Source organism: Variovorax boronicumulans, from assembly GCF_030812215.1.
Taxonomy (GTDB): domain Bacteria; phylum Pseudomonadota; class Gammaproteobacteria; order Burkholderiales; family Burkholderiaceae_C; genus Variovorax; species Variovorax boronicumulans_C.
Window position 1 is genome coordinate 440,993 of the sequence record NZ_JAUSSG010000006.1, and the last position, 14,129, is coordinate 455,121.

Below are 14,129 nucleotides of genomic sequence, written 5' to 3' on the forward strand. Positions count from 1 at the left end.
TCGTTCAGCCCGCCACGTCTTCGGCAATCCCCACGCCGAGCAGCCCTTCGAGCAGATTCTTGTCGGCAGCGAGCCCCGCGCTCGAGCCGGCGTGCACCACGGTGCCGCGCTCCAGCACGATGGCCTGGTGCGTCATCTCCAGCGCGAGCACCGGGTGCTGCTCGACCACGATCGACGCCAGGCCTTCCGATTCGCACAACCGCCGGATCGCCGCGGACAGTTCCTCCACGATGATCGGCGCGAGGCCTTCCATCGGCTCGTCGAGCAGCAGGAGCTTGGGGTTGGTCATCAGCGCGCGGCCGATGGCCAGCATCTGCTGCTCGCCGCCCGAGAGCTGGTTGCCGTAGTTGCCGCGGCGCTCGCGCAGGCGCGGAAAGAAGTCGTAGACGCGCTTCAGGTTCCAGCCACCGAGCCGCGCGATCACCGTGAGGTTCTCTTCGACGGTGAGCGAGGGGAACACCTCGCGCTCCTGCGGCACCCAGCCCAGGCCCGCGCGCACGCGCTGGTGCGAGGGCCAGCGCGTGATGTCCGCGCCCTGCCAGCGGATCGCGCCCTGCATCACGCGGGTGTTGCCCATCAGCGTTTCGAGCAGCGTGGTCTTGCCCACGCCGTTGCGCCCGAGGATCGCGAGGCTCTCGCCCTGCTGCAGGGAGAAGTCGAGACCGTCGAGCACCACGGCGTTGCCGTAGCCGGCGGTGACGTGGTCGAAGGCGAGCGCTTCAGGCATGGTGGTGGGAGCTTCCAAGGTAGACCTCGCGCACGCGCGGATCGGCGCCGATCTCGGCGGGCGTGCCTTCGGTGAGGATGCGTCCGCCCACCAGCACCGAGATGCGGCGGGCGAACCGGAACACGAGCTTCATGTCGTGCTCGATGAAGAGCACGCTGATGTCGTCGGGCAGCGCCGCGATGGCCTCGAAGAGTTCGCCGCTCTCGCCCTCGGGCACGCCGGCCGCGGGTTCGTCGAGCAGGAGGATGCGGGGCCTGGCGGCAAGCGCGAGCGCGATCTCCAGCAACCGCTGCTTGCCGTAGGCCAGCTCGGAAACCGGCACATCGGCCAGGCTGTCCAGCTTCAGCGTGCCGAGCAGCGCATGCGCCTCGTCGAACACCGCCGTGCAGCCCTTGAGCGGCCGCCACCAGGTGGCGCCCAGCCCTTCGCGCTCGCTGATCGCCAGCACCACCGACAGGAGCGGCGTGAGGCTCGGGAACAGCGTGTTGATCTGGAAGGTGCGCGCAAGGCCCATGCGCGCGCGTTTGTCGCCCGAGAGGCGCGTGATGTCGCGCCCGCCCATGTGGATCGACCCGCTCGTGGGCTTGAACACGCCGGTGAGCAGGTTGATGAGCGTGGTCTTGCCCGCGCCGTTGGGACCGATCAGCGCCTGCCGCGCGCCGGGTTCGAGCGAGAGGTTCACTTCGCTCACCGCATGGAAGGCGCCGAAGCGGATGCCGAGGTCGTGCGTGCGGAGGGTATGGGTGGATGTCATCGCGTCTTCCCCGTCCGCACGAACCGCGAGAGCGCGCCCATGATCCCGCCGCGTCCCAGCATGACCGCCGCGATGAGGAAGATGCCGAGCCAGAACATCCAGTACTGCGGGTTCATGTCCGCGAACCCGTCGTGCACCAGCATGTAGACGATGGCGCCGATCATCCCGCCGTACAGGCGCCCGGTGCCGCCGAGCACCAGGATGATCAGCACCTCGGCCGAGCGGTTGAAGCCGATCGATTCGATACCCACGAACTGCGTGGTTTGCGCGAGCAGCGCGCCCGCCACGCCGGCCACCGCGGCCGAGAAGGCATAGGCCATGCGCAGGCGCGCCTCCACCGGCGAGCCGATGGCCGTCATGCGCTTGCTGCTGTCGTGGATGCCGCGCAGCGCCAGGCCGAACGGCGAGCGCAGCACCAGCCGCACCAGGAGGAACATCGCAAGCACCACGCCGAAGGCGTAGCCGAATGCGGTCTTGCCGTAGAGGTCGAAATCGAAGAGGCCCAGCACCGGCGCGATGACCACGCCCTGCAGCCCGTCGGTGCCGCCGGTGATGCCCGAGAGCCGGTTGGCCAGCTCGTACAGCAGCACGCACACGCCGATGGTGATCATCAGCCGCGTGAGGTCGGCGCCGCGCACCACGAGGTAGCTGAGTGCGTAGCCGAGCACGCCGCTCACGACCAGCGCGAAGGCAAGGCCGGTGAAGGGTTCGCTCCAGCCGTACTTGGCGAGCAGGCCGGCCGCGTACGCGCCCGCGCCGAAGAAGGCCGCGTGCCCGACGGTGAGGATGCCCGCGTAGCCGAGCGCCATGTCCAGCGACACGGCGAAGAGCCCGAAGATCATGATCTGGCTCATCAGCGTGAGCTTGTCGGGCAAGAGGAAGAAGCTGGACGCGAGCGCGAGCCAGAAGGCGACTTCGGCGATGCGCAACTGCGCGGGAGAAACGGTGAGGGCTTTCATGCGAGCCCCTTCTTCGCGACGATGCCGTTGGGCCGCACCAGCAGCATGACGATCATGAAGACGTAGATGAGAAAGGCGCCGGCTTCAGGCCAGTAGTACTTGCCCGCCACGTCGACGATGCCGACCAGCAGCGCCGCGATGAACGGCCCCGTGACGGTGCCCGCGCCGCCCACGCACACCACCATCAGGAAGTAGACGAGGTATTTGAGCGGGAACGACGGCTCCAGCCCCAGCATGCCCAGGCTCAGCGCGCCGCCCAGCCCCGCGAGGCCGCAGCCCAGCGAGAAGGTGAGAAAGAAAAGGCGCTGCACATGGATGCCGGTGCCGCCGGCCACGCGCTGGTTGTCGACCGCCGCGCGCACCATGGCGCCGTAGCGCGTCTTGCCCAGCACCAGCAGCAGGGCGGCCAGCACGGCCACGCCGCAGACGATGAGAAAGAGCCGGTAGCGGCCCACTTCGAGCCCACCGATGGAAACCTGCCCGTCGAGCGCCGTCGGCAGCGCGAACGGCTGCATCGTCGGCCCGAAGAAGTAGGTGAACGCGGCGATCGACACGAACACCACGCCGATCGACAGCAGCACCTGGTCCAGAGGGTGTGCGCGGTACAGCCGCCGGTAGAACACGAACTCCAGTGCGGCACCCACCAGCGCCGCGGACACGAAGGCAGCCGCCAGCGAGAGCCCGAAGCCGAGCCCCCAGTGGTTCATCAGCAGGCTCGCCGCGTAGCCGCCCACCATCGCGAAACTGCCGTGCGCAAGGTTGACGAAGTTCATCAAACCCATCGTGATGGACAGGCCCACGCCGATGAGGAACAGGAGCATGCCGTAGGCCACCCCGTCGAAGATCACGATGCCCATGGGCCTCCTGCTGCTGCGCTGCGTGCCGATGTGCTTACTTAGTTCGAGCTTTCCTTGGCCGGGTCCTTCACGCGGTCGAACTTGTCGAACTCCACGTTCACCAGTTGGCCGTTCACGCGCTCGGTCTTGCGGATGTAGACGGTCTGCACGATGTCGCGCGTGAGTGGGTCCACCTCGATCGGGCCGCGCGGGCTCTCGAAGCGCAGGCCCCGCAGCGCGTCCATGAACTTGTCGCCGCTCGCGTCGCCCTCGGTCTTCTGCAGCGTGAGGTCGATGGCGGCCATGGCGTCGTAGGCGGTCACGGCGAAGTAGCTGGGGCGCAGCTTGGCGCCGTTGTCGGCGGCGAAGTCTTTCACGAACTTCCGGTTCTTGGGCGAGTTGTGCGCGAACGAATAGTGGTGGCTGGTGACCAGGCCGAGCGCCACGTCGCCCGTGGCGTCCAGGTAGCTGTCGTCGGTGGCTTCGCCGGTGGCGTAGAGCTTGATGCCGGCCTGCTCCATGCCGCGCTCCTTCCACACCTTCAGGAAGGCCGGCGGCATCACGCCCGAGGGGAAGAAGAAGAACACGGCCTGGGGCTTGGCGTCCTTGATGCGCTGCACGTAGGCCGAGAAGTCGGGGTTGTTCATCGGCGTGCGCACCTCGCCCGAGACCTTGCCGCCGCCGGCGGTGAAGGTCTTCTTGAAGGCGGTTTCGGCATCGACGCCCGAGGCGTAGTCGGCGACCACGGTGTAGGCGTCCTTGATGCCATCCTTGAGCATGAAGCGCGCCATCGGGTCGGTGACCTGCTGCACGGTGAACGAGAGCCGCGCCACGTAGGGCGAGCTGTTGGTGATGGCCGAGGAGGCCGCGTTCATCACGATGGTCGGGATCTTGGCCTGCGTGGCGATGGCGCCCACGGCGTACGCGTTGGGGCTGAAGTCCAGGCCGGTGAGGATGCTCACCTTGTCACGCACGATGAGCTCCTGCGCGATGCGCTTGGCGGCATCGGGCGCGGGGCCGGCGGTGTCTTTCTTGATGATCTCGACGGTGCGCCCGCCCACCTTGCCGCCGTGCTCCTTCAGGTACAGCGCAATGCCGGCGTCGAACTGGCGGCCGTAGTCGGCGTAGGGGCCGGAGTAGGTGGCAATGAGCCCGATGCGCAGCGGCTCGCCGGCTGCGTGCGCGGCCACGGTGCCCAGCATGCCGAAGCCGGCGAGCAGGAGGGTCGAGAGAACGGTTCTCTTCGTCATCGTCGTCATGGAAAAACGCCTTTCAGGTGGAATGGATGCGGAGCGGGCGAGTGTGCGTCAGACCTGTGACTCTGGAACGCGCACCCTCAGGCCATCGAGGGCTGCTGTCACGCTGAGCTGGCAGCTCAGGCGCGAGGTGGGTTGGCGCTCGGACGCGACGACTTCGAGCAGGGCGCTTTCCATGTCGTCGGGCGGCGGCAGCAGGTCGGCGAAGGCGTCGTCCACGTAGACGTGGCAGGTCGCGCAGGAGCAGCAGCCGCCGCACTCGGCGTCGATGCCGCGCACGTTGCCGCGGATGGCGGTCTCCATGACGCTGGCGCCGACCTTGGCGTCGACCGCGCGCGTGGTGCCGTCCTTGAGGATGTAGTGGATGGTGGGCATGGGGTTCAGAACATGTCGAAGTACTCGCGGTGTTCCCACTCGCTGACTTCGAGGTTGAAGCGGGCGATTTCCGCTTCCTTGATATGGCAGAGGTAGTCGATGAAGACCTTGCCCATCTGCGTGTTGAGCATCTCGTCGCGGCGAAGGCAGGCGAGGGCGTCGCTCAACGAGCGGGGCAGGTGCTCGGCGGGCGTTTCGTACGGGGCATCGGCGGAGGGACCGGGGTCGATGCTGTTGCGGATGCCGTCGAGCCCCGAGAACAGCTGCGATGCGAGGTACAGGTAAGGATTGGCCGTCGGCTCGCCCACGCGGTTCTCGATGCGCGAGGCGCTCTGGCCCACGCCGCCGAGCACGCGCAGCATCGCGCCGCGGTTGTCGCGCGCCCAGATCGCGCGGTCGGGTGCGAGCGAGAAGGGGCGGTAGCGCCGGTAGCCGTTGATCGTGGGGCTCGCGAGTGCGGCCGCGCCAGAGGCGTGCGCCTTCAGGCCGCCGAGGTAGTGCATGCCGATCTCGCTCAGGTCCTGGCCCTCGGCCTCTGGCATGAACGCATTCACGCCGTCGCTCTTGCGCCGCAGCGACTGGTGCAGGTGCCAGCCGCTGGACATCACGTTCGGAATCTTCGGCCGGCACATGAAGCTCGCATGCAGCCCGGCGCGTTGGCAGATCTGCTTGATCGCGCTGCGCAGCAGCACCATGGTGTCGGCGGGCATCACGCCGGCCGTGGGGCCGAAGGTCAGCTCGAACTGGCTCGGGCCGAATTCGATCTCGAGCGAGCGCAGCGGCAGGCCGAGCGCGACGAGGTTCGAGCGCAACAGCTCCATCAGCCCGTCGACGCGGTCGTAGCGCAGCTCGGTGAGGTACTGATGGCCGTGCGAGAGCAGCGACACGCGCGGCGGCTCGCCGGGCTGGCCCGAATCGGCCAGGCCCATGCGCGCATCGTCCAGCTTGAAGACGTGGAACTCGACCTCGAGGCCGGCGATGAAGTCGAGCCCGAACTCGTCGAGCTGGCGCACCGCGCGTTGCAGGATCTGCCGCGTCGCGAACGGGCAGGGCTTGCCGTCGGCCATGTAGGCGTCGCACAGGAGCCAGCCGGTGCGCGGCGCCCAGGGCAGCACCTTGAAGGTGGCGGGGTCGGCCACGATGGTGAAGTCCGCGCCGCCCTGCAGGCCCTCGATGGCGAAGCCGCCGCCCTGGGTGAACACCGGGAACACGGTCTTGTGCGAGGTGTCCTTGGCGAGCAGCGTGGAGGTGAGATTCACGCCCTCCCACAGCGCCGAGCGCGCTTCGGTGGCGACGAGGGTCTTGCCGCGCAGGATGCCGTGCTGGTCTGGCCAGGCGAAGCGCACGAGGTCGACCTCGCCGCTGTCGAGGCGGCGCACCAGTTCGCGCGCCTGTGCGTGCTGGTCGTCGGACCAGAGACCGAAGCGGTCGACGAATGTGTTGCTGCTCATGGCGGCGTACTCAGGCGGCGAGCCGTGCGGAGGCCCAGTCGGACTTCAGGCGCCGCGCGCGGTCGGCCTCCTGCCAGTAGGTCTCGGTGGCCGCTTCGTCGACCACGTGGCCGATGCCGTCGATGGAGGGCGGGCCGGTCAGCGTGCGGGCCTGGGCGGCGTCGATGAGCATCGGCGCGGTCTCACCGGCCAGCGTCGCCTCGATGGCCTTCACCAGCGCGCGGCGGTAGGCAATGATTCCCTTGTCGGTGCTGCCCAGGTGTTCGCGTGTGCGGTCCTGGATGGCGCCCTGCGACTCCACCGCCCACTGGTCGTGCACGTTGATGTCGTCGCCCATGCCGGTGTAGGTTTCGGTCAACTGCTCGTCGATGCTGTAGCCGTAGTTGTTGCGCTTGTTCTTGCGCGAGGTGTAGTCGGGAAGCTCGTAGAGCTTCAGGCGCTGGTCGCGCATCTGCTCTTTGTCGACCGGGCCGGTGAAGCTGGTGAAGATGGCGTACCAGTAGCAGTGCGTGTCGTCGACCGGCACGTGCCACTGCGAGATCGTCATTTCCGCGCTCATCGGGATCACGAAAGCCTGCGGGAACACCACGTTGGTCACGCGCACGTGTGTCGTTTCTTCGGAGAGCTTGCGCAGCGCCTTCAGGCGGAAGCCGTAGTCGGTGGGCTCCACGCTGATCTCGGGCCGGTCGTACTCGCGCAGCACCTTGGTGATCGGCATGTCGGAGTCGGCCGAGGCGCCGCGGAACTGCTTGCCGTAGCTTTCCGACGTGTCCTCGTCCTCGAAGAAGCGGTGCAGGTACGAGGCGTGCGCGGGGTCGATGCCCACTTCGAGCGCCTGCAGCCAGTTGCATTCGAACAGGCCCTTGAACGCGAAGGTGTGGCTGTCGGGCGCGACGAAGCAATCGAAGTCGGGGAAGGCCGGGGGCTCGCCCTCGCCGATGTATGCAAAGACGACGCCGGCCTTCTCGACCACCGGATAGGCCGACTGCTTGATGCGGCTGCACAGCTTGCTGGTGGAGGGTTCGGCGGGGGTTTCCAAGCAGTTGCCCTTGGCGTCGAACAGCCAGCCGTGGAAGGCGCAGCGGATGCCGCCGTTTTCGAGCCGGCCGAAGGCGAGGTCGGCACCGCGGTGCGGGCAGTCGCGGTCGAGCATGCCGAGCTGGCCGTTTTCGTCACGGAACAGCACGAAGTCCTGGCCCATGAGCTTCACCGGCTTGACAGGGCGCGGGCCCGCCAGTTCGTCGGTCAGGGCCACCGGCTGCCAGTAGCGGCGCAGCAGCTTGCCGGCGGGCGCGTCGCGTCCGACGCGGGTGATGAAATCGTTTTGCTCGGCGCTGATCATCGTGCGGGCTCCATCGTGGGTGCTTCAGAAAGGGGTCTGCAGGCATTGCATGCAACTGTATGCATTGTCTTGGTGATCCTGGATCCGGGTCAAACTTTCATCTGCGGTTTTGCCCTGTTTCGGGGCTCGAAGCGGTCTGGATCAGGGTTAACTCTGAGCATGGCGTGTGTTTTTGACACATGTTGTGCAGAAGTGCATGCAACAACCGAGCCAAGGCAAATAAGCTGCGTGCAATGGCGGCCCCGTCTCCTAGAATCCGCTCATTCCCTGCTCCCGGCGCCTCCCGATGGACTCTCAACAATCCCGCGTGCTCGTGCAACTGCGCGACTTGATCCTCAAGGGCGGATTCGTGCCCGGAGAGCGGCTGGCCGAGATCCCGCTCGCCGAGAAGCTCGAAGCCTCGCGAACCCCGGTGCGCCTGGCGCTCGCCAGCCTCGAGCACGAAGGTCTCATCGAACAATCGCCCAGCGGCGGCTACCAGATGCGTCGCTTCACTTCCCAGGAAGTGGCCGACGCCATTCGCGTGCGCGGCGTGATCGAAGGCTTTGCGGCGCGCCTCCTGGCCGAGGACGGCGCACCTCGCCAGCTGCTGCGCGACCTGAAGGATTGCCTGGACGCCGGCGACAGGGCGGTCAACAAGCCCACCATGGAAATCGACGACTACGCGGCCTACGTCGAGATGAACGACCGCTTTCACAAACTGATCGTCGAAGGCTGCGGCAACCTCGCGCTCAAGCGCGTGATGGACATGCTCGGCGGCCAGCCCTTCGCCGCGCCGAGCGCGATGCTGCCGATGCAGTCGTCGATGGAAGAGGGCCAGCAGTGGATGCGCCAGGCGCACCGCACGCACCACGCGATCGTGCAGGCCATCGAGCGCGGGCAGGGCTCGCGCGCGCAGGCGCTGGGCGAAGAGCACGTCGAGATCGCGCGCATGAACCTCGACTACGCGCTGGAGCGTCCCGAGCTCGCGGCCGAGCTGATGCCGGGCATCAAGCTGGTTTCCAAAGGGCGCAACGCCTGAGTGGAACCGGTTGGTCTGCAACGAAGACTGGATGGTATTTCCGCACTCGCACCGTCTGATCGGCGACGGCCAAGACTAGAATTTCCGCATGACCACCGCTGCCGCCCCCGCCAAGCCCTCGTTCAAGGAACAGATGCTGCAGGCACGCGAAGAGGCCATCGTGCAGACCGCGAATCGCCTGCTTGCCGAGAAGGGCTTCGAATCGATGACGGTCGACGAAGTGGCAGCTTCCGTCGGCATCGCCAAGGCCAGCCTCTACAAGCACTTTCCCAGCAAGGAAGACCTCGCGGCCGCCGCGATGGTGCGCCTCATGCAGCGCACGCAGGATGTTCTGGCGTCGGTGCAGGCCGACCAGAAGCCCATCGACAAGCTGCGTGCGGTGGTGCGCTGGGCCATGGAAGCACAGCTGGCCGGCGAGATGCCCTCGCTGCCGCACCAGAACTCCATCTTGCGCGCTGCGCTGATGAACAACCGCGGATACCTCGACCGGCTGGTCGCGATCAGCGACACGCTCGGCGGCTGGATCCAGGCCGCTCAGGCCGATGGCACGCTGAACCCGAAGCTGCCCGCGATTGCCGTGCTCTATACGCTGTTCGCGCGCGCCTGCGATCCGGTGCTCGGTTTCCTCAAGGCCGGTGGCTTGCAGAGCGATGCGGAAATCGTCGAGCTCGTGCTCGCTACCTGTTTCGACGGCCTGGCCTCGCGCTGAACGGGCCCTAGCCGTTGATGCCGCGCCGCGGCGTCACCACCGCTTCCACGACCGCGCCCACCGCCAGCAGCCGGTGATCGGTGTTGCCGATGCCGGCCACCATCAGTCCGACCGGCGCGGTGCCCGCGTCATGGCAGGGCACCGAGAGCGCGCAGCCATCGAACAGGTTCACCACCGAGGGATTCCGCAGCATGCGGCCGTTGATGCGGTAGTAGGTCTCGTCGTCCTTGATCACCTCGGCGATCGGCGGAGCGACGTCGGGCGTGGTGGGCATCAGCATTGCGTCGTAGCCGGCGGCCGCGGCGTTGATCGAGCGGATGAACTGGCGGCGCAGCGCCTGCAGCTGCAGGTAGTCGGGCGCGGTGATCGTCTCGCCGGTCTTGATGCGCGCCAGCACCCGCGGGTCGTACTTGGCGGCACCCGTCTTGATGAATTCGCGGTGCCAGGCGTAAGCCTCCGAGGCGGTGATCATGCCGCGCGGGTTGATGGTCGGCGCCTTGGCGAACTCGGTCATCGGCAATTCGGTCACCGTGGCGCCTGCGGCCGACAGTTTCGAGAGCGCGGAGGCAAACGCGGCGGCAACGGACGGCGAGAGATCGTCCTGGAAGAAGGTCTTCGGCACCGCAAAGCGCAGACCGCGCAGCGAGATCGCCTTGGGCGTGCGCGGCAGTTCGCCGGCCAGCACGGCATCGAGGAGGGCGCAGTCTTCCACCGTCCACGCCATCGGCCCGGCCGAGTCGAAGGAGGTCGACAGCGGCATCACGCCATCCAGCGGAATGCGACGCTGCGTGGGCTTGAAGCCCACCAGCCCGTTGAGCGCCGCGGGAATGCGCAGCGACCCGCCGGTGTCGGTGCCGATGGCGCCGGCCGCCATGCCGTCGGTCACTGAGATGGCCCCGCCCGAGGTCGAGCCGCCGGGAATGCGCCCGGTCGCGCGGTCGTAGACGTTCTTCGGCGTGCCGTAGTTCGGGTTGATGCCCAGGCCCGTGTAGGCGAACTCGACCGTGTTGGTGCGCCCGATGACGATCGCGCCCGCGCGCCGCAGCCGCTCGACCACGATGGCATCGCGCTGGGCCGGCGGCTGGCCGACCAGCACCGTGGAGCCGCCGAGCGTGGTGATGCCGGCCTCGTCGAACAGGTCCTTCAGGGAGATCGGAATGCCGGAAATCGGCGAGGCGGACTCGCGGCCGCTTTTGCGCTCGGCGTCCAGCCGCGCCGCAGTACTGCGGGCCGACGCGGCGTGCACCTGGATAAAGGTGCGCGCGCCTTCGCCCGCGGGGTTCTGGATGGCGGCCAGCGCTTCTTCGACCAGTTGGCTGCTGGTCAGCGAGCCGGCTGCGAGGCGGCGCGACATCTCGGCCATCGAGAGCCGGCCCATGGCCTTGCCTCCGGCGGCGGACGGCTGCGCCAGTGCCTTCGGCAGCACGGACAGCATGCCGACCGCCGCTGCGGCGCCGGCCGATTGTTGAAGGAATGTGCGGCGTTGTTGCGGCTGTGCCATGTCTCTCTCCAGGGTGGGCCCGAGCCAGTCTACAGACCCTGTGCGACGAGACGGTAGCTGGCGGTTACGGCGGCGCCGCGGCTAGCGCACTTCGATCAGCAGGTCGGGGCGATAGCCTTCTTGCTCGCCGTTTCGCTTGTAGCCCAGCGGGTTGGCCACCACGCGGCAGCCGTCCTTCACATAGTCGAAGGCGCAGTGCAGGTGGCCGTGCAGCCAGAGCTGGGCGGACGGGAGCAATTCGTCGAGCGAATTGCAGAAGCCGGCGGTGCCGGGCGTCAGGCCGTATCGCGGATCGGCGCTCGCCAGCGTCGGCGCGAAGTGCGTGATGGCAACCGTGGTGCCGTCGAACGGCTCGGCCAGCGCCTGTCGCAGCCATGCCTGGCACACCAGCGCCTGCTCGCGCAGCGGGCCGGACAGGAAGATCTCGCCGTGGCGCCGGGTGGCCATCTTTTCCAGATAGAAATCGGCCGCGCGCATCGCCTTGCCGCGCTTCTTGAGCGCCTCGGCCAAGCCGTCGGTGGGCTCCACCAGCGCGTCGAAGTCGGCCCAGAGCGTGGTGCCGACGAAGCGGATGCCGTCGATGACGAGGGTTTCGCGCTCGAGCCACTGGATGCCGAGCTCCTCGCAGAGCGAGCGCAGCCGGTCGTGCGTCTCGTCGAAGTCGGCGTTGTCGTATTCGTGATTGCCCGGCACATAGATGACGGGCACCGGCCAGCCGTTGCGGGGCGAAAAGCGGCCCAGGCCGAAATCGGTGTCTTCGAGGCGGGAGCCTTCCTGATAGGAGCCGATATCGCCGGCCAGGACCAGCATGTCGGCGCCCGGGATCGGCTCGGCGTGGAAGCGGGGATGGGACTCCAGGTGCAGGTCGGAGAGCAGTTGCAGCTTCATCGTCGGGCCAGTCTAGGTGAATTGCCCCATGCATGAAGCGCATAACGTCAGGGTTGTATTCCTAGGGAAAACCCTTAATCTTGGAGCATCAACCACTCAGAGCACAGCCATAAGCCGCGCAACACCATGTTCAGCCTCCTCGCCCAAGTGGCCCGTTTCTTCCGTTCCTCCAGCGACAACGCACCGGCCAGCCACGCCGCCGCGCTGATGGAAAGCGCCGACGTCCGCGCCGGTCGCGGTGCGCATCACGCGCAGGAACTGCGCGCAGCCGCATCCGCCTGGCTCAGCGTCGTCCGCTGATCGTCCAGCGCCGGTCAGTCGGGCACCTTCTGCCCGAGGATCGAGCCCGCGAAGGCTGCCGCGGCCGACCGCAACAGCGCGGTCCGCAGCCACTCATGCGCATGCCCGTGCTGGGCGCGCCGGTGCCAGATGGCATCCACGTGCACCGGGGGCTGGTCGAAGGGCAGGTCGCGCAGCACCAACTGGTCGTCGATGCCTGTCACGGTCACGAAGTGGCGCGGCAGCACGGTCAGGAGGTCTGAGTTGGCGACCACCCGGCCCGCCGTGAAGAACTGATTCACCGTCACCACAATGCGCCGCTCGCGCCCCATGGCGCCCAGCGTCTGGTCGATGAAGCCGTAGGGCCGTCCCGAAAAACTCACCAGCAGGTGCCGCGCCGTGCAGTAGTCGTCCAGCGTGAGCGGCGCATTCGCGAGCGGATGGCCGCGGCGCATCACGCACACATATTGGCCCAGGTAGAGCCGCTGGGTCTCGAACGGCACCCCCACTCCCGATTGGCCTCGCGCCGCCAAGCTGGCGATGACCGCCGGGAAGTAGCCGATCGCCATGTCGACCTCTTCGTTCTCCAGCATCCGGCGCGGATCGCGGGTGGTCAGTGGGAGCACGCGCAGGGAAATGGCGGGGGCCTCCTTTTCGGCGATCTGCACCAGGCCGGGGATCAGCTCCGCCGCAGTGGCGTCGGCCATGGCCAGCAGGAAAGTCGTGTCGGCAGTCGCCGCATCGAATTCGCCTGGGGCCAGGGTGTGCTGCAGCTGGCGCAGTGCATCGCGCACGGTGGGCCAGAGCGCCAGGGCGCGTGGCGTGGGTTCCACACCGGCGCCGGCGCGGCGCACCAGTTCGTCACCCATCACCTCCCGCAGGCGCCGCAGCGCATTGCTTACTGCGGGCTGGGTAATAGAGAGGTTGCGAGCTGCGCGCGTGAGGTTGCGCTCCGCCATCACCTCGTCGAAGACGCGAAGCAGGTTGAGGTCGAGCGTGCGAAAGTTGACGTCCATCAGCGATGTGAATGATAAACATCAGAAAGATAAAGTAGCAAAGTATTAGGGTAACCCCTAATATCACGGCATCGGCACTCGTTGCCATTCATCCCCGGAGGGATCGCACCATGACCAGCTTTGTCCACGTTGACCAACCTACCGTCCATCCTGGCGTCCGTCGCGCCGAGGTTCTTTTCGAGCAGATCCAGGCCGCGCGGGCCGGCGCCGAAGGCGCCCGTCCGTTTATCGCACTGTTCATCGTTGCTATCGCAGCAGCTGTGCTGGTGGTCGCCGACACGCTCGTCTCCAACTGGAACGAGGGCGCGCTGCTTGCCGCATGGGCCATCTTCTGCCTCGCAGCGATCGCGCTGTTTGCGCTGTTCGCAAGCTCGGTGCGCAAGAGCAGCATCGCTGGCCTCTGGCACGCAGCCGCTGAACGCCGTGCTGCGGCCCGTGCCGACGCCCGTTTCATGGAAACCGCGAAGAATGACCCGCGCGTGATGCAGGAACTGCAAGCCGCCGTGTGGCGCCAGCAATCGGAAGGCACCGTGCCCGCGGCTGCAGTTGCCAAGGTCGACGCACTGGCCCGCATGAGCGCCCGTTCGCAGGAAGCACGCATGCCGACGCTCTATGAAGCAATGCGCCGCATGAACAGCTCGCGCTACTACTAAGCTGAGTTAACGCTTGAGATAGAGAAGCCGCCTCCGGGCGGCTTTTTCATGCGCGTGTCGATCTCGATGCCTGGGGTGCGGCTGCGCTTCCCTGTATATAAGTAGCAAGTAGGGGAGTGCGGGCGCTGCCCATGTCTACACGCATACGCGGTGCTGAGGATCAAGAACAAAATCTCGCCAAGGGTAGCGTTAACCCGAAATCTCGATGTATACTCGTGGGCTCGGCTGATGACGCTCAAGTAGTGTTTCGGTGGTTGCCTTGGAAGAGGTGGTTGCTGATAGTTGGCTGATAAAAAGATTCTTCGAAGTTGACTGGATTGCAAAAAACAGTGCATAATCGAAGGCTCCGCTGAAACAGCTTC

At 66.9% G+C, this 14,129-nt stretch carries 15 protein-coding genes; 4 read left to right on the plus strand and 11 right to left on the minus strand.

Annotated features, from left to right (window positions below; genetic code table 11):
• Window positions 1-4: 4 nt before the first annotated feature.
• Genes J2W23_RS18720 through J2W23_RS18755 form a run of 8 tightly spaced genes read right to left on the minus strand, consistent with a single transcriptional unit; the run spans window position 5 to window position 7,700 of the window.
• Window positions 5-727 (minus strand): ABC transporter ATP-binding protein, encoded by a 723-nt coding sequence (locus J2W23_RS18720; RefSeq protein ID WP_307649779.1) that lies wholly within the window; start codon window positions 725-727, stop codon window positions 5-7.
• Window positions 720-1,481 (minus strand): ABC transporter ATP-binding protein, encoded by a 762-nt coding sequence (locus tag J2W23_RS18725; protein ID WP_307649780.1) that lies wholly within the window; start codon window positions 1,479-1,481, stop codon window positions 720-722. The genes J2W23_RS18720 and J2W23_RS18725 overlap by 8 nt, the downstream gene beginning before the upstream one ends.
• A complete protein-coding gene (locus tag J2W23_RS18730; protein WP_307649781.1) occupies window positions 1,478-2,440 on the minus strand; it encodes a branched-chain amino acid ABC transporter permease in 963 nt (320 codons plus the stop codon). Before J2W23_RS18730 ends, J2W23_RS18725 begins: the two co-directional genes overlap by 4 nt.
• Complete coding sequence (locus tag J2W23_RS18735) at window positions 2,437-3,297, minus strand: branched-chain amino acid ABC transporter permease (protein WP_307649782.1); 861 nt, start codon at window positions 3,295-3,297, stop codon at window positions 2,437-2,439. Before J2W23_RS18735 ends, J2W23_RS18730 begins: the two co-directional genes overlap by 4 nt.
• 38 nt (window positions 3,298-3,335) lie before the next feature.
• A complete protein-coding gene (locus tag J2W23_RS18740) occupies window positions 3,336-4,535 on the minus strand; it encodes an ABC transporter substrate-binding protein (RefSeq protein WP_307649783.1) in 1,200 nt (399 codons plus the stop codon).
• Window positions 4,536-4,583: 48 nt separating this feature from the next.
• Window positions 4,584-4,907, minus strand: a complete 324-nt coding sequence (locus tag J2W23_RS18745; protein ID WP_176660972.1) for a 2Fe-2S iron-sulfur cluster-binding protein — start codon at window positions 4,905-4,907, stop codon at window positions 4,584-4,586.
• A gap of 5 nt (window positions 4,908-4,912) precedes the next feature.
• On the minus strand, window positions 4,913-6,358 hold the full coding sequence (locus J2W23_RS18750; protein WP_307649784.1) for a glutamine synthetase family protein: 1,446 nt from the start codon (window positions 6,356-6,358) through the stop codon (window positions 4,913-4,915).
• Window positions 6,359-6,368: 10 nt separating this feature from the next.
• Window positions 6,369-7,700 carry an aromatic ring-hydroxylating dioxygenase subunit alpha gene (locus tag J2W23_RS18755; protein WP_307649785.1) on the minus strand — a complete coding sequence of 444 codons (1,332 nt, stop codon included), beginning with the start codon at window positions 7,698-7,700 and terminating at the stop codon, window positions 6,369-6,371.
• A gap of 286 nt (window positions 7,701-7,986) precedes the next feature.
• Between J2W23_RS18755 and J2W23_RS18760 the strand changes: the two genes are divergently transcribed.
• Together J2W23_RS18760 and J2W23_RS18765 are read left to right on the plus strand one after the other, a co-directional pair.
• Window positions 7,987-8,721, plus strand: a complete 735-nt coding sequence (locus J2W23_RS18760) for a GntR family transcriptional regulator (RefSeq protein WP_307649786.1) — start codon at window positions 7,987-7,989, stop codon at window positions 8,719-8,721.
• Window positions 8,722-8,809: 88 nt separating this feature from the next.
• The gene (locus tag J2W23_RS18765; RefSeq protein ID WP_176660968.1) at window positions 8,810-9,430 is read left to right on the plus strand and encodes a TetR/AcrR family transcriptional regulator; all 621 of its coding nucleotides are present in this window, start codon (window positions 8,810-8,812) and stop codon (window positions 9,428-9,430) included.
• Window positions 9,431-9,437: 7 nt separating this feature from the next.
• On the opposite strand, the gene J2W23_RS18770 is transcribed toward J2W23_RS18765, so the two are convergent.
• Window positions 9,438-10,808: an amidase gene (locus J2W23_RS18770; RefSeq protein WP_373423955.1), complete on the minus strand. Its 1,371-nt coding sequence runs from the start codon at window positions 10,806-10,808 to the stop codon at window positions 9,438-9,440.
• A gap of 204 nt (window positions 10,809-11,012) precedes the next feature.
• A complete protein-coding gene (locus J2W23_RS18775) occupies window positions 11,013-11,819 on the minus strand; it encodes a metallophosphoesterase (RefSeq protein ID WP_307649788.1) in 807 nt (268 codons plus the stop codon).
• 126 nt (window positions 11,820-11,945) lie between these two features.
• On the opposite strand from J2W23_RS18775, the gene J2W23_RS18780 reads away from it, so the two are divergent.
• Window positions 11,946-12,119 (plus strand): hypothetical protein, encoded by a 174-nt coding sequence (locus J2W23_RS18780; RefSeq protein ID WP_307649789.1) that lies wholly within the window; start codon window positions 11,946-11,948, stop codon window positions 12,117-12,119.
• Between the two features lie 14 nt (window positions 12,120-12,133).
• Here J2W23_RS18780 and J2W23_RS18785 read toward each other — a convergent pair whose 3' ends face one another.
• Window positions 12,134-13,114, minus strand: a complete 981-nt coding sequence (locus J2W23_RS18785) for a LysR family transcriptional regulator (protein WP_307649790.1) — start codon at window positions 13,112-13,114, stop codon at window positions 12,134-12,136.
• 110 nt (window positions 13,115-13,224) lie between these two features.
• Here J2W23_RS18785 and J2W23_RS18790 point away from each other — a divergent pair, with 110 nt between their 5' ends.
• Window positions 13,225-13,767, plus strand: coding sequence for a hypothetical protein (locus tag J2W23_RS18790; RefSeq protein WP_307649791.1), 543 nt, complete (start codon window positions 13,225-13,227; stop codon window positions 13,765-13,767).
• The last annotated feature ends 362 nt before the right edge of the window (window positions 13,768-14,129 follow it).